A 20440-nucleotide genomic window follows, 5' to 3' on the forward strand; every position below is an offset into this window, starting at 1 on the left:
GATAATTGACAATGGATAATGGATAACGGGATTTTGATAATGGATAACTGGACTTTAACAAAAGATATTTCGTAGGGTGGGCAGCGCCCACCCACCTTAATTCAACGCTATTCGATAATGGATAATGGGACTTTGAAAACAGTCATGGATAACGAGACATTTCGTAGGGTGGGCAGCGCCCACCAACCTTAACTCAACGCCATTCGATCTGGATAACGATACTTTGACCAAAGTCTGGATTAAAAAGGGCTGAAAACCTTATCTTAATACTCCTCCGTTACCCTGTCCCCATCGTTCGGCAGTTCCAAAGGAATTTCGCCCATAATTCCCTTACGAAAATCATTTAAAAACAAAACGGAGACTCGTTCCACATCGCCGCGATAGCGAGTTTGCGCGAGGTTGTAAATATACTCTTCCCCCGTTAACATTTCCGCTTCGAGTTGATAGCGGGATTTTAATATCTCTGCAAATCCAAGCTTTATAAGCAAATCAACTAATGCTGCTGCGACGCGCTGATTATCATAAGCCGCTTCGCCAATATCTTCACAAATGGCAAGTTTAACCGCATTCTCTTGATTTTCCAAACGCCAGGGAATTACGCCCGGTGCGTCCAGAAGCTCGATTTCGTCCGAAATTCGCACCCATTGAAGCTGGCGCGTCACCCCCGCGCGGCGTTCGCTGCGGACGGCTTTACGCCCGACTAAACGGTTAATCAGCGCGGATTTGCCCACGTTGGGCATCCCAATGACGACAGCGCGCACCGAACGAGGCAACATTCCGCGATCGCGCCGTCGCTGATTCATCGCCACTCCTGCTGCTTGGGCGGCCTTTTTAACCGCATTAATCCCCTTCCCGTGCTTGGCATCGGTAAAATAGAGAGTCTCGCCGCGATCGCCAAACTCACTTTTCCACCCCTGTTGCACCGATATCGGGATCGTATCCATGCGATTGAGAACGATCACGCGCGGTTTGTCGCCAATCCACTCCCTCACTTGCGGGTGGTGAGAGGCGAGAGGAATGCGCGCGTCGAGAACTTCCAGAACGACATCAACGCGCTTGAGTTGTTCTTTGAGTTGCCGTTCGGCTTTGGCAATATGTCCGGGATACCACTGAATTAGAGCGCTCAAAGTTCCGTTTGCTACCAATAGATCTGTTACAGCATTTTTACACACCCGTTCTATTTTCTGTTGTCGATTGCCCGTTGTCCATTACCCGAAGGGCGCACGGCGCGAAGATTAAGTTATTGTTCCCCGCTGCGGCCCAAATGCGATCGGGACTTTAGTTCTAGTCTCAAAATGGGAAGATCGATCCATGCGGATCGTAGAGATTGCCTCGTAAGCTGAGAGTATCGAATCCCTCAAAGGTTCGTTCCTCTCACTCCTCAATTCAGAATCGACCATGAAATCGAAAACGAAATTACTCTCTATTTTCGCGGGTTCTATTGCCCTTTCTTGCGCCCTCTCCTCAACATTACCCGCCTTCTCTCAAAATAATAATCCGACGACTCCCCCGCAACACGGTCGGATGCACCACCCTGACTTGAATTTGACGGACGCACAAAAGGCGCAAATGCAGCAAATTCATCAAGAAGAGCGATCGCAGATCGAGGCTATTTTAACCGACGCACAGAAAGCGCAACTCCAAAGCGAACGTGCTAATCGCCAACAGGGTCAAGCCGGAGAACGTCGCCAACCGCCTCAAGCTGGCGCGAATGGCGGCAGACCTCCTTCGCCCTTTGCTTCTCTCAATCTTACCGACGAACAACGTTCTCAAATTGAAGCCATCCGTCGCGCCACCAAAGAAAAAATGGATGCAGTTTTGACCCCAGAACAGCGCCAACAAATGGAACAACACCGCCAAGAACGCCAACAGCGCCGTCAAGGAAACACGCAGAACCCGAACTAAGGGATAGCATCAAAAAGTAGGGACGTTCTCGATAATGTCCCTACGGAAATAGAGAACGATTTATATCGTCCTCTGAAAGCTTTAACTAGATCTTGTTAGAGTCTCCTTGTATGGGGGAGCCAAGAGCCAGTGCTAAACTGTGGAAGTTTGGAGCGCTGGCTTTTGCTTTTATACTGCGATCGCAACATCCGCATCCATCCAGTTATGCCAATTCCCAATCCTGACCGTAGGGGCAGCATGGGTGTCAACTTAAGCTTAACCCCCGCTCAGAAAGTGGAATCGCCCTCACCCCCAGCCCCTCTCCCAACCCTGGGAGAGGGGAGCAAGAGAGAATTCTTCTCCCCCCTCGCCCAAAATTGGGAGAGGGGGGTCGGGGGGGGTGAGGGCTGGGATGACGCTATAACAAACACTCGTGCTTAAGTTGACACGAATGGCCCTAATTCTGCTTCTCAGATGGTGGTGTGGCAAGGTTGTCAGAACAGTTGTAAGGGCGGAAATGAGCGATCGCAGCCCTCCCTAGTTGCCAGCCGCCAAGAGGAGAACGAGAGCAACAAATATACACATTTAGGGCTAAAAATCAATAACACTACACTACAATAGACTGAATGTGATTTCACTGCCAAACACTCTTCAAAAATCATCAAGGAGTAACGATGGAGCCTATTTCCATGATTATTGCTGCTTTAGGCGCTGGTGCGATCGCCGCGACTAAAGATACCGCCGAAACAGCCGTTAAAGATGCCTATCAAGCGTTGAAAACTCTGATTAAGAAGAAGTTTGAAGGTGAACCAAAAGCAGAAATGGTTTTGGAAGAACATGAAACAGATCCTGAAACATATAACGCACCCCTTAAAAAGAAATTAGCTGAAGCTGGTGTTGATAAAGATGCAGCTATTCTTCAAGCGGCTCAAGAGTTATTAAATCAAGTCAAAGAACAGCCCGGTGGACAGCAGATTATTACCCAAAATATCAGTAATGTCAAGTATGCCGCTACCTCTGGTTCTGGTAGTGAAAGTATTAGTGGCATCACCGAACAAAGTTTATCGAAAGACGAGTGAAACGAACTAGCGTTTTTCAAATGGATGAGGTACAAAAATTGCAATTAGATTGGTAGGGGCGAATGGCCTTCGCCCGCGCAATGTACCTCATTTAATGAATCACAGGGTATGTTATGTCCGAGCAAGGCGATATCCAACAAAGTATTACAGGAAGTGAATACGCGGCGACCTCCGCGACGGGCAATGCCACGATCTCGATTACCAATTACTACTATCGAGAAGAAGCAAGATTAGTCCCGTCTGATTCTACCGAAGCTGCTGATGACAATCTCCCCTGTCCTTATCGGGGGTTGTTTCATTTTGGCCCCAATGATGCGGATGTATTTTTTGGGCGGGAAATCTTTACCGAAGAACTTTATCGTGCAACTCAAACCCGTAATTTTATTCCGGTGTTAGGTGCATCAGGAAGCGGTAAATCTTCGGTCGTCTTAGCGGGATTAGTCCCTAAATTGCAAAAAGAAAGGTATTGGAAATTTACTCACTTTCGTCCGGGTGCTGTACCGTTTTATGCTTTGGCTGAGGCCCTCGTTCCGCTTTATACACCCGAATTAGATGAGACCGAGCAAATTGCCCAAACCCGAAAACTAGCGGATTACTTGCTCGATAGCACTGTTTCTCTAGCTGATGTTTTAAAAAAAATTAAACAAAATCACCTCAATCATCGGGTGCTACTGATTGCCGACCAATTTGAAGAAATTTACACGCTCTGTAATAACCTGGAAATTCGCCGTCAGTTTCTCGACTGCTTATTAGCCGGTTTAGAAACTCCGACTTCTTTGTCTGCATCAGCGACGGTGTTGGTAACAACGATGCGAGCAGATTTTTTGGGAAATGCGCTCTCCTATCGTCCCTTTGCTGATGTCTTGCAAAAGGCTGATGTGAAACTGGGGCCGATGAATCGGGGGGAACTCACAGAAGTTATTGAAAAACCTGCCCAAAAATTAGGGGTGACGTTTGAGTCGGGATTGGTAGAACGGATTCTCGATGATGTGGAAAACCAACCGGGAAATTTACCGTTGCTCGAGTTTGCTTTAACTGAGTTGTGGAACAAGCGCACGGGTAAACAATTAACTCACCAAATCTATGAAGCAATTGGTCAAGTAGAAGGTGCATTAGCTCGCCATGCGGATGAAAAATATGGCAACTTGACTGATGAAGAAAAAGAAAAAGTTCGGCGAATTTTTATTCAATTGGTGCGTCCGGGGGAGGGGGCAGAAGATACCAGACGCATCGCCATGAAAGCGGAATTGGGAGAGCAAAGCTGGAGTTTGGTCAAACAATTAGCTGATGCTCGGTTGGTGGTGACAAGTCGCAATGCTACCAGTCAAGAAACGGTGGAGGTCGTCCATGAAGCGCTGATTCGCAATTGGGGAGAACTGCGAGCATGGATGAATACAAACCGCGATTTTAGGGCTTGGCAAGAGCGACTGCGGGCAGCAAAAGGGCAATGGGAAGCAACGAATCGAGATTCCGGTTCATTGTTGCGGGGTGCAGCACTAGCGGAAGCAGAAGAAAAACTGAAAGAACGCCCAGAAGACTTACTCGACGAGCAAGAATTTATCGAGCAGAGTATCCAAGAAGGAAATCGCCTCAAACAAATCGAAGCAGCCCGCAGGAAGCGCGACATTAGAACAGCTTGGGGGGTGGCGGTGGGTTCGTTGGTGGCGGTGGTGATTAGTGCGGGATTGGGTTTGACGGCATGGAATCAGAAAAACCAATCGGAACTCAATCAAGCCGAATCTCTGGGTCGATATTCCTTATCTCTATGGAATGAAAATAAACAATTAGAGACTTTTGTCCCAGCAATCAAGGCGGGAAAAATCCTGCAAAGCCAACACAAAACGAACCCAGAGATCATGAAGGCTTTAGAGGCAGTTCTTGTTCAAGGAAGAGAACGCAACCGCTTAGAAGGGCATAGTGATGTTGTCATTAGCATCAGTTTCAGCCCCGACGGCAAGACTTTGGCTTCTGGCAGTTCTGACAACACCATCAAACTGTGGAATATCGAGACCGGAAAAGAAATCCGCGCCCTCAACGGACATAGTGAATCTGTCATTAGCATCAGTTTCAGCCCCGACGGCAAGACTTTGGCTTCTGGCAGTCGGGATAAGACCATCAAACTGTGGAATATAGAGACCGGAACTGTAATCCGCACTCTCAACGGGCATAATAGCCCTGTCATTAGCGTCAGTTTTAGCCCCGATGGCAAGACTTTGGCTTCTAGCAGTGATGACCAGACCATCAAACTGTGGAATATAGAGACCGGAACTGTAATCCGCACTCTCAACGGGCATAATAGCCCTGTCAGTAGCATCAGTTTCAGCCTCGACGGCAAGACCTTGGCTTCTGGCAGTTCTGACAACACCATCAAACTGTGGAATATCGAGACCGGAAAAGAAATCCGCGCCCTCAACGGACATAGTGAATCTGTCATTAGCATCAGTTTCAGCCCCGACGGCAAGACTTTGGCTTCTGGCAGTGATGACAAGACCATCAAACTGTGGAATATCGAGACCGGAACTGTAATCCGCACTCTCAACGGGCATAGTGGCACTGTCAGTAGCGTCAGTTTTAGCCCCGACGGCAAGACCTTGGCTTCTGGCAATACAGACAAGACCATCAAACTGTGGAATATCGAGACCGGAAAAGAAATCCGCACTCTCATTGGGCATAGTGGCACTGTCAGTAGCGTCAGTTTTAGCCCCGACGGCAAGACCTTGGCTTCTAGCAGTGATGACAAGACCATCAAACTGTGGAATATCGAGACCGGAACTGTAATCCGAACCCTCAACGGGCATAGTGAGTCTGTCTATAGCGTCAGTTTTAGCCCCGACGGCAAGACCTTGGCTTCTGGCAGTGATGACAACACCATCAAACTGTGGAATATCGAGACCGGAACTGTAATCCGCACCCTCAACGGGCATAGTGAGTCTGTCTATAGCGTCAGTTTCAGCCCCGATGGCAAGACCTTGGCTTCTGGCAGTTATGACCAGACCATCAAACTCTGGAATATAGAGACGGGAAAAGAAATCCGCACTCTCAACGGGCATAGTGAGTCTGTCAGTAGCGTCAGTTTTAGCCCCGACGGCAAGACTTTGGCTTCTGGCAGTTATGACCAGACCATCAAACTCTGGAATCTTCCAGAATTGGAGCTAGACCCCTTAATGAAGCGTAATTGCGATTTGGTACGCGCTTATTTAACCCATAATCCTAATGTCAGCGAGAGCGACAGGCACTTGTGCGACGGTATCGGCACGCAAAAAAGCCTGTAAACTCCCTCAAACAGTAAAGTCCACATTTATTAGTTTTGAAAAAAATCTCTTTAATCCGGTATGAATATAGATTCACCTTGACGACATTGATAGCAATAGACACATCAATGAGGACAATTCGATGGGTGGAAAACCGGGCGAATGCCATTCGCCCCTACCCAATTTTGTCCTAACTGCCTTGACGATGGCGATAATTAATGACTCCCTGCGACTTCAACAATACTGAGTGGGTCGCAGCCGCATCTAACATTCCGTTACAGCGAACAGCAATCTATCAACCATGACAAACCATGCCTATAAGTTACTGTACGCTAGATAAAAGGCGACACCCGGATTTGAACCGGGGAATAGAGGTTTTGCAGACCTCTGCCTTACCGCTTGGCTATGTCGCCAGACATATAGCTCTGAATTATAACATATAATCTGCCTCTCGATCCAGCAGTCCGGACGCAGAATTTTGTAACTAATTGTTATGGTGGGTAACAAAGGCTTAACGGCGGTCTGCTGCTGCGATAATCTAGATCGGGTAATTCACAGACCGATTTTATTGTTCGAGAGAGCTTGTTCCATGACCTCTACTGCTTCTAGTTCGGTGCAAACCGTTCGCATTGCTTCCCGTAAAAGTCAACTCGCGCTGGTGCAAACCCATTGGGTGCAGCAACAACTGCAACAGCATTATTCCGATCGCGCCTTTGAAGTAGAGATGATGAGTACCCAGGGCGATAAAATCCTGGATGTGGCTCTCTCGAAAATTGGCGACAAAGGACTGTTCACCAAAGAATTAGAAGTCGGAATCCTGAATGGCAGCGCCGATTTTGCCGTTCATTCCCTCAAAGATTTACCGACGCGATTGCCGGAAGGCTTGATGCTGGGCTGCGTTACCGAACGAGTTAACCCCGCCGATGCACTCGTCGTCCATGAAAACCACCGCGACAAGCAAATCGATACCTTACCCGAAGGCGCGGTAATCGGAACTTCTTCGCTGCGACGCTTGGCACAACTGCGCTACCACTTCCCCCACTTAGAGTTTAAGGATATTCGCGGCAACTTAAATACGCGCTTGGCGAAGTTGGATGCGGGCGAGTACGATGCGCTCATTCTAGCAGTAGCGGGGCTGGAGCGCTTGGAAATGAGCGATCGCATCCAGCAAGTCATCCCCAACGAAATCTCCCTCCACGCTGTCGGACAAGGTGCGCTAGGGATTGAATGTCGCGAAGGCGATACAGGTATCCTCGAACTGCTGAGAGTCCTCGAACACGAACCCAGCAAACAGCGCGCCCTCGCCGAACGGGAGTTTTTACGCTGTTTGGAAGGCGGTTGCCAAGTGCCGATCGGCGTGAATACCACCATTGAAGGCAAGACCTTAACCTTAACCGGAATGGTGGCGAGTTTGGACGGGAAACGCTTGGTAAAGGATGTGGTTTCCGGTAGCACTAGCGATCCCGAAGCGTTAGGGCGCGATCTCGCCGAACGGTTAAAAGTACAGGGCGCGAAAGAAATTCTTGATGAGATTTTCGCTGAAATCGGTCGGTAAATTGCAACGTTTGCTTGTACGTTTTTAAAGGATGCTGGGCAACGGCGGCGATGATTGCGTTCTATCCGCAGGTCAATTTAAGCTTCACCGTTGCCAGCCCTTGTATGTTGAGATGGTAAATAAGTAACGTTCTATTCGGTGCGTTACGCTGTCGCTAACGCACCCTACAAAAACTAAATTTTAAGAGATTTCAATTTCGAGGTAATACCAATTCTCATTAATTTTGCACGACTCCCGAAGAGGGCATAACAATGTTATGCCCCTACGACGAAAAATTTAGTGCATCGTAACTGAGAATTGGTATAAGCACCTGGCGCAATATTCTCGATCGCGTTCTCAATCTCGTTGGTATGTCTTTGAATTCGGGGCCAAGAAGTAGAGAGTAAGACCACAATAGCAATGTGTCGGCTTGTCAGATTTTGTTGATAACGCAAGTTGCGATTAAACTCTCGACTTGAGCGCGAGTTCCCCCCGGAAACCACTCGATGAACTGGTCAATAGAAGCTCCATCTTTAAGATTCTCAAACAAAGCGGCAACTGGCACGCGCGTTCCTCGGAATACCCATACACCGCTAACCCGATTGGGGTGACGTTCGACGATTTCAAATAGGTCGATATCTTTCATAACAATTTGTCGCGAGTCGGGGATGGAGTTGTTGCCCTAATAGCGTAGTTTAACAGGTTGTCAGCAAGAAAGAAGTCGGAAGAGAACTTGCTAAAAAGGCAATTAGAAAACGTATTTTCTTTAATTTTAAATGGCTTTCAAACTTGCTGTAAATAATGCTCGTAACGCTGCTGCAATTGCGCGCTACTGAGGTTTTGCGCCCAGTATTCGACTAACGCATGGCCGAACGCCCAAGCATCGCGATCGGGCGTACTGGGATGCTCGAGTAAGAAAGGCCATAATGCGAGTAAGTCGAAGTTGCGTTTTTCGGAGTCGCCGCCGTTTAATAAAGAAAAGAGATCGTAAGCCATTTGCAACTTACCGATCGCGACGGGCAGTTGTTCGATGGGAATTTGCGTCGCTAGGGCGGTGGCGAGGGTGGCAGAACCCGTGGTAAGCGTAGAGATGAATTGCAGGATCGGGCTTTTGAGTAGGGCGGTTAAGCCTTGCGCGGTGGACATTTGGAAGGTGTAGCGATCGATGATGCGGGCGGCGGCGGTGACTTTGCTGCTGCGATCGCGCAAAAAACGGGCGAGGCGCAGTTGTTGGGCGGGCGCGATCCCTTCCAGGAGTGCGTTAGAGAGTGCATCGGCGTTCCATGCGGCTCTGCCGGTTTGCCCATCATCTGTTACCATCGGTAAGACGAGATTGCAATATTCCCCCAACTGCTCGGCTCGATATTGCGTCGCTTCGCGAATCGATTTTTCTTTGGGACGTTCGCCCCACTGCCAATCGTAGGGCGGCTGCCACTCGCGAATCGGGCGCAAGCGATCGACTTGCGTGACAATCGCGATCGCGGGCAGTTCTTGCACCTGTTCTCGCATTTCTTGCAAGAAGTCTGCATCCATTTGCAGGGCGGGATCGAGGGCAGGCGTAACTAGCAGCAATAAATCGGCTTCGGTGGCGTAGTCGAGAACCAATTCGCGCAAATCTTCGCGTTTTGCTTGTTCGTAACCGGGAGTATCCCACAGTACCAGTTGACTTTGCATCGATGCGCCCGGTTCGTCACTCTGCCAATTGTAAGTCTGGACGCGATCGGTACTGGGCAAGACATCGACAGCGGCGAGTTCGGCTTGAAAAAGGGTATTAATCAAGCTGCTTTTTCCCGCGCCGGTGCGCCCGACGAGGAGGATATTAACGGGTTTTTCTCGAACGGTTTGGGTGGGTTGCGATCGCTCGATAATTTCGCTGAGGGTTTGCGTTTTCGCTTTAGGAAGCGTTGGCGGACTGGCTGGGGCTAATCCCGGCAGGTTATCGCCGCCATAAAGTGCCGCAGCTTGGCGCGCGAGGTTGCGTAAAGCCGCTTCTCGCAGCGATTGCCCTAAATTGAATAATAATTGGCGATCGGCGCGGGTGCTGGATTTTTGGGAGGCGACGCGGGCGGCGGCGGCGACGGGATTGAGAAGCCACTGCGCCCAATTCCAAGCTTTAAAGAGTTTGCGGGCGGAGGGTTCGAGTTTTTGGTAAACTTCGTAAGCTTCGTAAGCTTGACCGACGGTGACTTGTCCGAGGGCGGGGGAGAGTTGGTTCATCCAGCGATCGAGATCGTCCACCGTACCGCGAATTAAGCCGTAAGCTTGGGGGACGTAGATGTTGAGGAGGGGGTATTTAACTTCGGGATGGTAGATATTCGCGATCGCAACGATTAAGTCTCGGCAACGCTGAAAAAAGGTCGTCCAATCTTCCCAAAGCGGTGCATCCTCGAGGGTCGACTCTAAAACCTTTTGCAGCGCGGTTTCGACTTTTTGGGCAGCATCGCCGCCACTGGTTAAAGGCGGTGAATTCTGGAAAGATTCGACTTCTGCATTCATCTCTTCGATCGCCGCTTCGACTTGGGCGAGGGCGGGAGTCGTCCACTTCACCAGCAACCAGCGCCAACCGACAAAGACTAGAGTAAAGATGCCCCAAATCCAGTTAATTCGCCAAGTATGAATTTGAAAACCCGCCGCCACGAGAAGGAAAGCAACGATCGCCGCGATCGGCGCTGCTAGAATAATCCACTGCCAAGTTTTTAAACGCACCATTTGCCTACAAATTAAAAATTAAAAATTAAAAATTAAAAATTAAAAATTGAAAATTCACAACTCACGCCTAATGTGAATTAGAAGCCAGAAAGCTCGAGCTTGCTGTTCTTTCTCCCCTCGCCCACCGATTGGGAGAGGGGCTGGGGGTGAGGGAAATCAAGACTTTTGGATAATGCACATCAGACGTAACTCATAATTTATTAGCATTTCCAGCGAACTAAAAAGCTTAGAACTGCCTAAATATAGCCACTTCGATTTTATCGTAGATTTTTTGGTCGGGTAAAACGCCTCTTTAGACAGCCGTTAACCCCTTATACAACTGGCAGTTCAAGCTGCGCGAACCAAGTGTGCTTGTCAATGTAGCCCCGCTGAAACTTGATTTTGCCCTCCACAATATGAAAAAATCCACAGCCCTGCAAAGTGAAACTCTTGCCGTTGGGAACATTGCCACCGAGTTCGCCCAAAAACGTTCCGCTGCCTTGCCATTCAACAACCGCCCATTCGCCATCTTCCAAAATATGGATCGGATGCGTGGAGTTATCCGGGAATGCACGGAAGAAGGCAACAAAACTTTCAAGAAGAGCGTCACGACCGCAAATAGGAGCGCCAAAAGCGACCTGTTGATTGACGGCATCATCGTGATACAGTTCGATGAGCGCATCAGCATCGCGAGCATTGTAAGCAGCAAGCCAATCTTTAATAACAGCCTTTGGCGATTTCATCACGTCCGATCCGATTCAAACTTTGCGCCCCCAACTAAGCTACGCGCTGCTGCACGATTTTTGCTCGTATTTAACGATTCGGCAACTGGAAGGGATCGATCGCGCAACGCTGCCATTTGCTGTGCGTGCGTTCGATAGCGAGCGGTTGTACGGTCATTTGGGGTGGAGTCCCCGCACCGACATCAATGCGAATCGCTGAATAAGGTCGTTGCTTGTTTTTACCGCGCCCCATCCGACCGAGGAAAAAGTGCGATCGCGCCACCCATTCCCCATCTTCCATTAAATCCGGCCCTTCGGAGCGTTGGCGGCGCAAACTATAACCGCTTCCCCCGCAAACAATCCAGTTCGTCCCAGCATCGCCGCGTCCAGTATCGCCCGTTCGCAAGTATTCCAAGCAGTGTGCGTGTCCGTTGAGGACAAGATCGACAATCGGGCGATTCTCAGCGAATTGTCCCACAGTACGAGCCACGCGATCGAGGACGGCGCGCAGGCGATTGCGCACTTCCAGCGTTTGCGCTTGCCCCCATTTCGTCGCCTCCGTCACGTAAGGCGGATGGTGAAAAAAGATAACCCGTCCCCGCACGCTCTCGGTATACCAGGATTCAATTAAGCGTTCCTCGAGCCAATGTAATTGTTCAATATCCGTGGCGGTGGTTTCGTTGGCGTTGAGTTGCTTCTCAATGTCCAACTTCATCTCTTCAATTTGCTGCAATTTAACTTGAGCGTCGTCCAGTTCGTCAAGTTGTTCGAGATCGTTGCGATCCATTGTCGCCATTTCTTCCAAGATTTGCTGCTGCTGTTGCTCTAATTCTTGCAAGCGTGCGGCTAAATCGCTGCGCCGCACGTCGCCTTCTTGGGTATCCGGGATCGGAGTCGGAGCATTGAAGGTATTGGAATCGAGAGCAAAAAAGTCAATTCCCCCGTAACAAAACGTATAGTAACGATTGGGCAAGCGGGTAAAGATTCCGGGTTGATAGCGCAAGCATCTTCCGGTAGGCGTTTTAACCGTGTAATAAAGATCGAGATGGCGATCGAGTTGTCCGGGAAGGTTGTAGTTTTGCAAGTAGTCGAGGAAAGCCCTAGCGTAGGCATCGCCTTGTCGGGAACCGTGCCAGCCCACATCAATATCGATTTTACTGCGTAGGAGGCGACGCAAGGGCCAAGCCATCTGCGCAAGTAACCCATAAACGAAGGGAAGATCGTAATAATCGTGATTGCCGGGGACGGGCAAAAAGGGAAAATTAAAGGTCATGCGATCGTAAGCAATTTGTGAGACGCGATCGCCGCCGACTAAAAATTTGCGATAGGGTTTGATAAAGTTATCGCGGTAATATTCGCTCGAACCGACGAGATAAACCACATCGCCCGTATGCAGCAAAAACCGACAGCGCGAACGTTCTTCCTCGAGTAGTTCGGCGACTTGGTGTTGGGGGCTTTGTCCGTAGCGATTTCCCGTCCCACTGTCACCAATTACCAAAAACGAAAATTCCGGATCGCGATCGCCGCCATCGTCAATGGACAAGCGCGTTTGATCGATTTGGCGCTGCGCGATCGCGCCTTCCTGCCACCGCACCCGTTGCTTCATTACACCGATCTTTGTCGCAATGGGCGGTTCTGAAACAAATTTCATAGCTCTCGTTGCTTAGACCAGCACCATCAAAACACGATTTGGGGGCAAATGGATCGTAGCGCGAGGAAGAATAGTCAGAGCAACGGCGGGAATTACACCCGCATCACCCGGTATACTCCAGGGCGTTCTGCTGTTTTGAACTACGTTGCAGTTGGCAGCGGGCTGACTCAAACAGCCATATGAAAAAAGCAAACAAGGAACGCTTTACCCTTAAGCTACACTGCCTTATTTTTCCTATTCTACAACCCATACAACAATACACCAAGAGCAACGGCGGGAGTTACACCCGCATCGCCCGGTATACTCCAGGGCGTTCTACTGTTTTGAACTACGTTGCAGTTGGCAGCGGGCTGACTCAAACAGCCTATTTCCCGTTTGGAAGACGGGCGCTTTATCCCTTAAGCTACACTGCCTTATATTCCCTATTTTATCGAGAGCAACGGCGGGAGTTGCACCCGCATCACCCGGTATACTCCAGGGCGTTCTACTGTTTTGAACTACATTGCAGTTGGCAGCGGGCTGACTCAAACTCGCCACCTTCCCCGCTTGCTGGCGGGGCGCTCTACCGTTAAGCTACACTGCCGAGTGTTACCATTCTACTTCTGCGTAATCCTTATAAAACTGCCCGAAGCGATCCCGCCCTTCATTCAAACTGACAAAGATTGGGGCGCAAATGCGCGCGGCAGCATCGATATAATCGAAGGAAAGTTTAACCCCTCGCGATCGCATTCCTTCAACTTGGGGATGGGGATGTTGGAAACTCACCCAACCCGGATCGACACAGTTCATATAAATGCGATATCGAGCGTATTCTTTAGCACAGGTGCGCGTCATCATGTGCAGCGACGCTTTCGCCATATTAGTATGCGGATGTCGCCAAGGTTTCTCCACGCCGTTAAAGCGTCCTTCCATTGAAGAAACGTTGATAATGTACTTTTTATCATCGGGATGGGCTTGCATTAAAGGTTTGAGGCGACTGTTGAGAATGAAGGGCGCGATCGCGTTAATTAAATGCACCTCCAACAGTTCCAAAATACTCACTTCATCGTCCTTCATCAACCAACTATTAAAAGGGCGAAAGTCGAGTTGTTCTCCATCTTCTCCCAATTCTCCCGGCGGAAAAAAGGCTAAATCTTCTTCAAATTCAGCCAGATTATTAGCAGCAGGAGGAAGCGCGAGTAATGGTTGTAATTGGGGTGGAAGTTGTTGCATTTCCGCCGCTTCTAAAGAACGGTAAAAAGCCGCAGGACGGCGCACGGTTTGAGCCGCGTTATTAATAATAATATCGAGTCGAGGAAAATGGTTGCGAATGTGGTAAGCAAATTGTTCGACAACAGCGGGATTCTTAAGATCGAGGCTATAAATCGAAAGGCGATCGCGCCATTGCTCGAAATCCTCTTCCCGCGCGTAACGTTGCGCTGCATCGTTGGGAAAGCGCGTCGTTGCGATGACTTGCGCCCCCGCTCTCAATAACTTCAATGTTACTGCACGACCGATTTTAACTCTTGCCCCGGTTACTAAAGCAATTTTCCCTTGTAAATCTGCGGTTTGTTCGCGTTGAATTTGATTGAAATCGCCGCAGGAAATACACAATCCGGGATAAAAATTATGGGGTCGATCGACAAAGGCTTTACAGATGTAGCAACGTTGGCTTTTCTTGTCCGTCATTGTTTTGTGCCATCCGGCATTGTACTGTTCCAAAAATGGATGTGGCTCAATTCAATCCCAAAAAGATTCGCCCCCGTTAAGTCGCTCTCCCACAACGCCGTATTATAACAGTTTGCTCCCATCAAATCTGCATTTTTTAAATTGACCCGATTAAAGTAAATCTGACTCAAGTCTGCCCCAATTAAATTTGCCCCGCTCCAGTCTGCATCCCCAACCCTACAGCCGGTAAAATCAGCTTCAATGGCACTCATTCCGGTTGCTAAAGTTCCTTCGAGATTCGCTCCTTTAAGTCGAGCGCGATCGAAATTTGCGCCTTGTAAGTTAGCACTTTGAAGATCGGAATTTTGAAGTTTAGCCTCGCTGAAGTTTAACCCGTCAAGCGTCGAGTTTTTAAAATTCGCTCTTTTTAAGTTAGCGCGACTAAAGTTGACATTATTCATAACCTTCGTACTAAAATCGACATCGGATAAATTAGCAGAACTGAGATCGGCTCCCTCAAGCTCTGCATTATTCATTTTCGCAGATTTTAGATTAATCGATTTAAGGTTACATCCGGTTAAATTAGCACGCTCAAAGCTCGCGCGTTCAAAGGTGGTACGATCCAGTTTAATATTCGTAAAATCGACTCCATAAAGGTTCGCTTTTGTAAACCTCGTTCGTCTCAGGAGCGCACCGTCAAATTTTGTATAACTTAAGTTAGCACCCGAAAAATTAATTTTGTAAAAATACCTGTCGCTAAAGTCAAATTCACTTAAATTTGTTCTTTTAAAATTGACTTCCTGCAAGTTCGTTTCGGTTAAAATGCTTCCTTCTAAGTTAGCGCGGCTGAGGTTTGCTCCGCTTAAGTTGGCATTGCTCAAATCTGCCTCTCTGAGGTCTGTTTTGTAGAGTTTAGCCCCGCTCAAATCTGCCCCGCTTAAATCTGCACCTCGAAGATTGCATTCGCGAAAATTAACTTTCTTTAAATCTTTCCCCCGTAAGTCTACGCCACTGAGATCGGCTTCCCAACCGTCGAGATAAACGGTTATCGCTCGCCATTTATTCCAAGTTTGAACGCCTTGGGATAGCAAAAAAATTAAGTCCGATCGCGTGACAAAGCGCTTACAAGCAACTTCTCTTACCCACTCGATTTCATCGTGCAGCGATCGCGCGGCTAATTCCAACCCCGCCTCGCCATAATCGCCCAATTTCTCCAGCGCCGCAACCCGTTCTTCCGCTATCGTGCTATTGAGGCATTCTTGCAATTGTTCTAATGTTTCGCGATCGGACACAACTCCTCTCCCTTAAACTGGTAAATTCCTTTATTAGACCCTAGATTGACCTGCTAAACTCAAAATAAGGAAATGAAGCGGGGCATAATCCAATGCTAAAATCGGAAATTCAAAATCTCCCTAGCAGCGCCGAACTGCCCTGTTCGGACGACACCCCCGTGGATAACGAAGAACAAAACTTTATTCCCAACTTCCTCTTATTTTTACTCGAATATATTTGGGGCGATCGCCAAGATTGGTTTTTTGGAGTCGATATGGCGGTGTATCACACTAGCGGAGAAAACCCTCGCATTCCCATTATCCCCGACGGATTTTTAGCTCTCAACGTCGAACGGCGTAAAGGCGGACAATCGCGCAGCAGCTATGTGATGTGGGAAGAAAGCAACGTCGTACCTATCCTGGCGCTTGAAGTCGTCTCTCAAACCCCCGGAGGAGAATACAGCAGCAAAGAAGAAATCTATGCCAAGTTAGGCGTGTTGTATTACATCGTCTATAATCCCCGGCAATTTGGAGGCGGCCGCCACCGAGGATTAGAGGTGTATAAATTAGTTAAGGGAAAGTATAGCTGGCAGGTGCAAGAACCATTCTGGATGCCAGAAATTGGCTTAGGAATCGGTCGGAGTATCCGTAATTATCGGGGAGTAGAAAGAGAGCTTTTATACTGGTTTGACGAGCAAGGCAATCGCTATGCTGGTACGGAGGAGGAATTGGACATCGCCCGACAACGGGCAGAACGAGAACGGGAACGGGCAGAACGAGAACGGGAACGGGCAGAACGAGAACGGGAACGGGCAGAACGAGAACGGGAACGAGCCGAAACAGAGCGACAACGGGCAGAACGAGAACGGGAACGAGCCGAAACAGAGCAGCAGCAGCGAGAATTTGCCCAACAACAAGCCGAAACGGAACGACAACAGGCAGAAAAAGAACGACAACTGCGCGAACAACTGCAACGAGAACTCGAACGCTACCGCCAGCAACTAGGCGATCTATCCGAACCGCCGAATTAGTAAACTAAGACACATTTAAGTTGGGTACATTCAATCTCCCCTCAATGCAACAATTTCTGCAATTGCCGCAGAGTTTTGTACATTTCCGGCAAACGCTTGTAAATGGCAGCCGCTTTAACGAAAACGGCGTGAGGAATGGCAGGAACGCCGGTAACGACGGCTCCAGCGGCGACGTTGCTATGCACGCCTGCTTTTGCTGTTGCGATCGCGCGATCGCCAATTTCCACATGATCCACAATCCCCACCTGCCCCGCCAGAATAACGCCATTGCCCACTTTCACGCCCCCCGCAAGCCCAACCTGTCCCGCGATCGCGCAACTTTGTCCGATTTGGCAGCCATGACCGATTTGCACTAAATTATCGATCTTAGTGTTGCGCCCGATGCGCGTTTCTCCCACCGAGGGGCGATCGATCGTACTATTTCCCCCCACTTCCACGCTATCTTCGAGGACTACATAGCCCGATTGCGGCATTTTAAACCACCCCGTCGCAGTGGGAACGAAGCCGAAGCCTTCACCGCCGACGATCGCACCGCTATGGATAACGCAATCTGCCCCAATGCGAGTGCGTTCGTGGATGGTGCAGTTCGCATGGAGAACCGTGCGATCGCCGATTTCAACGTTGGGGTATAGTACCGTATGGGCGTGAATGCTGACGCGATCGCCGATTTTAGTCCCCGCGCGTACCACCACATAAGGCCCAATGTAAACATCTTTGCCAATTTCAGCAGTCGGATGAATAACAGCGGTAGAGTCGATTTCAGCTTCGGGGCTGTCGGGTTGATAAAAAAGCGCGATCGCGCGGGCAAACAGCAAGCGCGGTTCCTCCGTCGCCATCCAAGCAATCCCCCGTTCTGTTGCCTTGGCTTGTAGCGCTGCATCGATGGGGAGAATGAGAGCTTTTGCCGCAGTGGTGTCCAGGTACGAAGCAAACTTATCGCCTTGAATATGGGCAAGCAATTCAGCCGTTGCCTCTTCAATCGCCGCCACGCCGCTAACTTCCGGATTCACTTCGGGTGAGGCGCTTAAGCTACTGTCTCGGACGCTAGAACCCAATTGCTCGACAATTTCGCTAAATTTCATAAACAACGTTCTCAATCGCTTGCGACTGGCTGAATTACACTTATATCAGTTTTCAGCGCCACCCAACTCAGTAATTCGTAATTCGTAATTCGATTAAGAAGAAAGTTTATCCTTATTCCGTTTATCGCGCTTCGACAGCAATATCCAAATTGGAATTCCCCAGAAACCGATCGCTAAAATTTGAAGCCCTTTCGTCAACCCCTCAGCTATAGGATTTTTTACAGGAATTTCACTCGCAAAATTAGCCATATCAATCGAAGATGGGGTAGCTAACTCTTGAGTCGGTAAGGGAACTACTTCGCTTGTTGTCGCCTTCTCCTGAAAGTCAAACGAATTTTTGAGTTTAGGGGAGGAAGGAACAGTCGAAGTATTGAGTTTAGGAACCTCGAACGGTTCCGATTTCGTTTTAGGCAGTTTTGTTCTCTGAAGTTTCACAGGAGACGTAGTTTCTGGTTCGTAGCCATCGTTCCAATTTGAATGAATTTTGCTACCAGACTTAACGCCTAAAGACTTTTTAATTGTGGAAGAGCGTGTTTCCACCACTTGCTGAGTATTGCGTTTGATGCTGCGGGGATGAGAGCGCGTTTCCACGACTTTGTTTACATCTGAGTTCTTAACACTGCGAGGATTGGAGCGCGTTTCCACCGCTTTATTAGTTTGGACTCGGGTGGCGGACTTAGAACGGGCAGCTTGTTCGGGGTTTTCTCCCTCGCGAGCTAAAACGGTCGAGCCAAAGGTTAGCGCGTTTGTTTGTTGCGAATCGTCGGGGATTTGCACCGCGAGCGGACTGACAACGCAAGAAGTCAGTATAGCGGCTAGCAGGTGCTTGTATTTAAGTGTGTGTGACATGGTGTATGCACTTAGGTTTAACCCTGCTTTAGTTTTACACCATTTTTCAACTAAGTTTCGAGTAGAGAAAATTAAGTTCGCGAGGGAAAGACAAGTCGTTGTGAAATAATTGACATCGATTTTCTGAGTTGACTCAGTTTTCAGAATTCATCCGCATAATTTTGTCAAGACCGAGTAATTGACCGGCTCTCCTGGGCTTGGGTGCGATCGTACTGAAAAGACACTAGACCTTAACAGAGCAATGAACGGCTCCGAACGTTATCCATTATCAATTGTCCATTGTCAATTATTCAGCATTTCTACCAGTTTATGATGGGCTTCTTTCGCATCTTGCAGTTCGCGATCGAAGTTGACGCGCACGGGTAAGGTTTCGCCGTTGGCGATCGCGTTTAAATCCATTCCTTGCAAATCAATCGCAACCATCGTTGCGCTCTCGGCTTGGCTGCAATTGCCGTACTGCTGGGCGTAAAAGAGAACCGCATCGGCATGATCTTTATTCATGTGCTTGCAGATGCGATCGCTAACGGCGGGAGTAATGGGTTCGGACATGATTGAGTAAATTGCTATGGGTTGACAAATTGACGACAAAATGCTATTACATCTTCTAAATGGGATGTTTGCTGAGTATAGGCCACCTTGGGACGAGCAATAATAATTAAGGGAATCCCCAATCGTTCTGCCACCGACCGTTTTACGTCTTCTCCGCCCGCCTTGCCCGAAGCTTTCGCAACAACGAGGGAAATTTGCCATTGCTGCCAGAGTGCTGCTTCCAGTTCCGCACTAACCGGAGGACGCAGAGCAATGATGCGATCGCTGCTAAACCCAGCCTTCAACGCCACCTCTAAAGAGTTTACCGCAGGAAGAACCCGCGCAAACAGCGTCGATCGCGTTTGCCAAGCCTGAAACAACGGCAACGCCTTGCATCCCACCGCTAGCAACACCCGTTCTCCCGCCAAATAATTCCCCTCCAGCAACTCCGAGTAATTCGTAATTCGTAATTCGTAATTCGTAATTGGTCGTTCCTCATCCCGCTCGTAACGCAAATAAGAAATCCCTACTGCCGCCGCCGCCGCGATCGCATTTCGGGAAACCTCTACCGCAAATGGATGAGACGCATCAATAATTGCAATAACCTTCTCCCCCTGCAAAAAAGCTGCAAACCCGCTCTTATCCATCCGCCCCACCCGTACTTGTAGATAAGGAGAAGCGGGGTATAAACTCCGAGCCGCATCCGTGGCTACCGAAATCGTACAAGAAATCCGAAGGGACGCGATCGCCGTTGCAATCTCCTTGCTTTCCTGCGTCCCTCCAATCACCAAAAGCATTTTCTAATTTCTGCTCACCGCCTGAAACTTTAGCTTATCGTCCCCTCAACGCTTTCTGAAAATTTTGACGATAAGATGGATTAACCGCAACCAATGCCGGCCAAAGTATAGTTAAGGCAATACGACTCGTTAAACTCGGCTGAAAATTCGTTCGGGTAAACCCTTTCCAAAACTTCCAGCCTCCCCAAATATAACCTGCGACCAAAGCAATTCCGAGCAACTTAACAAGAAACATTGCAATCCACTCCTAGTTAACCAATGAGGGCGCTATTTTCTCTCAATTCTAGTCTACCGTTGTTCTAAATGGGAATTGACTTTCTTTAAAAAAAATAAAATCTCTTCTTAGCTAAATCTTAGCAATCGCTTCAACTCAGAACAATTAAAATTTTTATTTCAGCAAAAATAAAAGCTCGTTTATCCCATCAA

Annotated in this window: 17 protein-coding genes and 2 tRNA genes; 5 read left to right on the plus strand and 14 right to left on the minus strand. The window is 48.8% G+C overall.

Features of this window, described 5'->3' with window-relative positions; all coding sequences use genetic code 11:
• Positions 1-263 precede the first annotated feature (263 nt).
• Positions 264-1127 (minus strand): ribosome biogenesis GTPase YlqF, encoded by an 864-nt coding sequence (gene ylqF / locus H6G50_RS00180; protein ID WP_190712103.1) that lies wholly within the window; start codon positions 1125-1127, stop codon positions 264-266.
• 271 nt (positions 1128-1398) lie between these two features.
• On the opposite strand from ylqF, the gene H6G50_RS00185 reads away from it, so the two are divergent.
• From H6G50_RS00185 to H6G50_RS00195, 3 genes are all read left to right on the plus strand, one after another.
• Positions 1399-1905: a P pilus assembly/Cpx signaling pathway, periplasmic inhibitor/zinc-resistance associated protein gene (locus H6G50_RS00185; protein ID WP_190712105.1), complete on the plus strand. Its 507-nt coding sequence runs from the start codon at positions 1399-1401 to the stop codon at positions 1903-1905.
• 653 nt (positions 1906-2558) lie between these two features.
• Positions 2559-2963 carry a hypothetical protein gene (locus H6G50_RS00190; RefSeq protein ID WP_190712107.1) on the plus strand — a complete coding sequence of 135 codons (405 nt, stop codon included), beginning with the start codon at positions 2559-2561 and terminating at the stop codon, positions 2961-2963.
• Between the two features lie 113 nt (positions 2964-3076).
• Positions 3077-6235 carry a WD40 repeat domain-containing protein gene (locus tag H6G50_RS00195; RefSeq protein WP_190712109.1) on the plus strand — a complete coding sequence of 1053 codons (3159 nt, stop codon included), beginning with the start codon at positions 3077-3079 and terminating at the stop codon, positions 6233-6235.
• A gap of 320 nt (positions 6236-6555) precedes the next feature.
• On the opposite strand, the gene H6G50_RS00200 is transcribed toward H6G50_RS00195, so the two are convergent.
• Positions 6556-6627 (minus strand) — tRNA-Cys (locus tag H6G50_RS00200).
• A gap of 176 nt (positions 6628-6803) precedes the next feature.
• Here H6G50_RS00200 and hemC point away from each other — a divergent pair.
• Positions 6804-7769 carry a hydroxymethylbilane synthase gene (gene hemC / locus H6G50_RS00205; RefSeq protein ID WP_190712111.1) on the plus strand — a complete coding sequence of 322 codons (966 nt, stop codon included), beginning with the start codon at positions 6804-6806 and terminating at the stop codon, positions 7767-7769.
• A gap of 412 nt (positions 7770-8181) precedes the next feature.
• Here the strand turns inward: hemC and H6G50_RS00210 are convergent, their stop codons facing one another.
• The 7 genes from H6G50_RS00210 to H6G50_RS00240 form a co-directional block, all read right to left on the minus strand.
• Entirely contained in the window at positions 8182-8394 is a 213-nt protein-coding gene (locus H6G50_RS00210; RefSeq protein ID WP_190712113.1) for a DUF433 domain-containing protein, read from the minus strand.
• Between the two features lie 137 nt (positions 8395-8531).
• Positions 8532-10457 carry a GTPase gene (locus tag H6G50_RS00215; RefSeq protein ID WP_190712115.1) on the minus strand — a complete coding sequence of 642 codons (1926 nt, stop codon included), beginning with the start codon at positions 10455-10457 and terminating at the stop codon, positions 8532-8534.
• 311 nt (positions 10458-10768) lie between these two features.
• Complete coding sequence (locus H6G50_RS00220; RefSeq protein WP_190712964.1) at positions 10769-11179, minus strand: ester cyclase; 411 nt, start codon at positions 11177-11179, stop codon at positions 10769-10771.
• 70 nt (positions 11180-11249) lie between these two features.
• Complete coding sequence (locus H6G50_RS00225; RefSeq protein ID WP_190712117.1) at positions 11250-12809, minus strand: metallophosphoesterase; 1560 nt, start codon at positions 12807-12809, stop codon at positions 11250-11252.
• A 340-nt stretch (positions 12810-13149) separates the two neighbouring features.
• Positions 13150-13222, minus strand: a tRNA-Gly gene (locus tag H6G50_RS00230).
• A gap of 175 nt (positions 13223-13397) precedes the next feature.
• Positions 13398-14477 carry an SDR family oxidoreductase gene (locus tag H6G50_RS00235; protein WP_190712119.1) on the minus strand — a complete coding sequence of 360 codons (1080 nt, stop codon included), beginning with the start codon at positions 14475-14477 and terminating at the stop codon, positions 13398-13400.
• Positions 14474-15748 carry a pentapeptide repeat-containing protein gene (locus H6G50_RS00240; RefSeq protein WP_190712121.1) on the minus strand — a complete coding sequence of 425 codons (1275 nt, stop codon included), beginning with the start codon at positions 15746-15748 and terminating at the stop codon, positions 14474-14476. The genes H6G50_RS00235 and H6G50_RS00240 overlap by 4 nt, the downstream gene beginning before the upstream one ends.
• Before the next feature lie 92 nt (positions 15749-15840).
• Between H6G50_RS00240 and H6G50_RS00245 the strand changes: the two genes are divergently transcribed.
• Positions 15841-16758 (plus strand): Uma2 family endonuclease, encoded by a 918-nt coding sequence (locus H6G50_RS00245; protein ID WP_190712123.1) that lies wholly within the window; start codon positions 15841-15843, stop codon positions 16756-16758.
• A 41-nt stretch (positions 16759-16799) separates the two neighbouring features.
• On the opposite strand, the gene lpxD is transcribed toward H6G50_RS00245, so the two are convergent.
• The 5 genes from lpxD to H6G50_RS00270 form a co-directional block, all read right to left on the minus strand.
• Positions 16800-17840, minus strand: coding sequence for a UDP-3-O-(3-hydroxymyristoyl)glucosamine N-acyltransferase (lpxD, locus tag H6G50_RS00250; protein ID WP_190712125.1), 1041 nt, complete (start codon positions 17838-17840; stop codon positions 16800-16802).
• Between the two features lie 93 nt (positions 17841-17933).
• Complete coding sequence (locus H6G50_RS00255) at positions 17934-18689, minus strand: hypothetical protein (RefSeq protein WP_190712127.1); 756 nt, start codon at positions 18687-18689, stop codon at positions 17934-17936.
• 282 nt (positions 18690-18971) lie between these two features.
• Complete coding sequence (locus H6G50_RS00260; RefSeq protein WP_190712129.1) at positions 18972-19238, minus strand: DUF2470 domain-containing protein; 267 nt, start codon at positions 19236-19238, stop codon at positions 18972-18974.
• Positions 19239-19252: 14 nt separating this feature from the next.
• Positions 19253-20014 (minus strand): cobalt-precorrin-6A reductase, encoded by a 762-nt coding sequence (locus tag H6G50_RS00265; RefSeq protein WP_190712131.1) that lies wholly within the window; start codon positions 20012-20014, stop codon positions 19253-19255.
• 34 nt (positions 20015-20048) lie between these two features.
• Positions 20049-20249 carry a hypothetical protein gene (locus H6G50_RS00270; protein WP_190712133.1) on the minus strand — a complete coding sequence of 67 codons (201 nt, stop codon included), beginning with the start codon at positions 20247-20249 and terminating at the stop codon, positions 20049-20051.
• Between the last annotated feature and the right edge of the window lie 191 nt (positions 20250-20440).

The sequence above is a fragment of the Oscillatoria sp. FACHB-1406 genome (assembly GCF_014698145.1).
In the GTDB taxonomy this organism is placed as follows: Bacteria; Cyanobacteriota; Cyanobacteriia; order Cyanobacteriales; family Spirulinaceae; genus FACHB-1406.

Coding starts and splice junctions, on each gene's coding strand:
- H6G50_RS00185 (WP_190712105.1), top strand. CDS start 1,399: ATGAAATCGAAAACGAAATTACTCTCTATTTTCGCGGGTTCTATTGCC.
- H6G50_RS00190 (WP_190712107.1), top strand. CDS start 2,559: ATGGAGCCTATTTCCATGATTATTGCTGCTTTAGGCGCTGGTGCGATC.
- H6G50_RS00195 (WP_190712109.1), top strand. CDS start 3,077: ATGTCCGAGCAAGGCGATATCCAACAAAGTATTACAGGAAGTGAATAC.
- hemC (WP_190712111.1), top strand. CDS start 6,804: ATGACCTCTACTGCTTCTAGTTCGGTGCAAACCGTTCGCATTGCTTCC.
- H6G50_RS00210 (WP_190712113.1), bottom strand. CDS start 8,394: ATGAAAGATATCGACCTATTTGAAATCGTCGAACGTCACCCCAATCGG.
- H6G50_RS00215 (WP_190712115.1), bottom strand. CDS start 10,457: ATGGTGCGTTTAAAAACTTGGCAGTGGATTATTCTAGCAGCGCCGATC.
- H6G50_RS00220 (WP_190712964.1), bottom strand. CDS start 11,179: ATGAAATCGCCAAAGGCTGTTATTAAAGATTGGCTTGCTGCTTACAAT.
- H6G50_RS00225 (WP_190712117.1), bottom strand. CDS start 12,809: ATGAAATTTGTTTCAGAACCGCCCATTGCGACAAAGATCGGTGTAATG.
- H6G50_RS00235 (WP_190712119.1), bottom strand. CDS start 14,477: ATGACGGACAAGAAAAGCCAACGTTGCTACATCTGTAAAGCCTTTGTC.
- H6G50_RS00245 (WP_190712123.1), top strand. CDS start 15,841: ATGCTAAAATCGGAAATTCAAAATCTCCCTAGCAGCGCCGAACTGCCC.
- lpxD (WP_190712125.1), bottom strand. CDS start 17,840: ATGAAATTTAGCGAAATTGTCGAGCAATTGGGTTCTAGCGTCCGAGAC.
- H6G50_RS00255 (WP_190712127.1), bottom strand. CDS start 18,689: ATGTCACACACACTTAAATACAAGCACCTGCTAGCCGCTATACTGACT.
- H6G50_RS00260 (WP_190712129.1), bottom strand. CDS start 19,238: ATGTCCGAACCCATTACTCCCGCCGTTAGCGATCGCATCTGCAAGCAC.
- H6G50_RS00265 (WP_190712131.1), bottom strand. CDS start 20,014: ATGCTTTTGGTGATTGGAGGGACGCAGGAAAGCAAGGAGATTGCAACG.
- H6G50_RS00270 (WP_190712133.1), bottom strand. CDS start 20,249: ATGTTTCTTGTTAAGTTGCTCGGAATTGCTTTGGTCGCAGGTTATATT.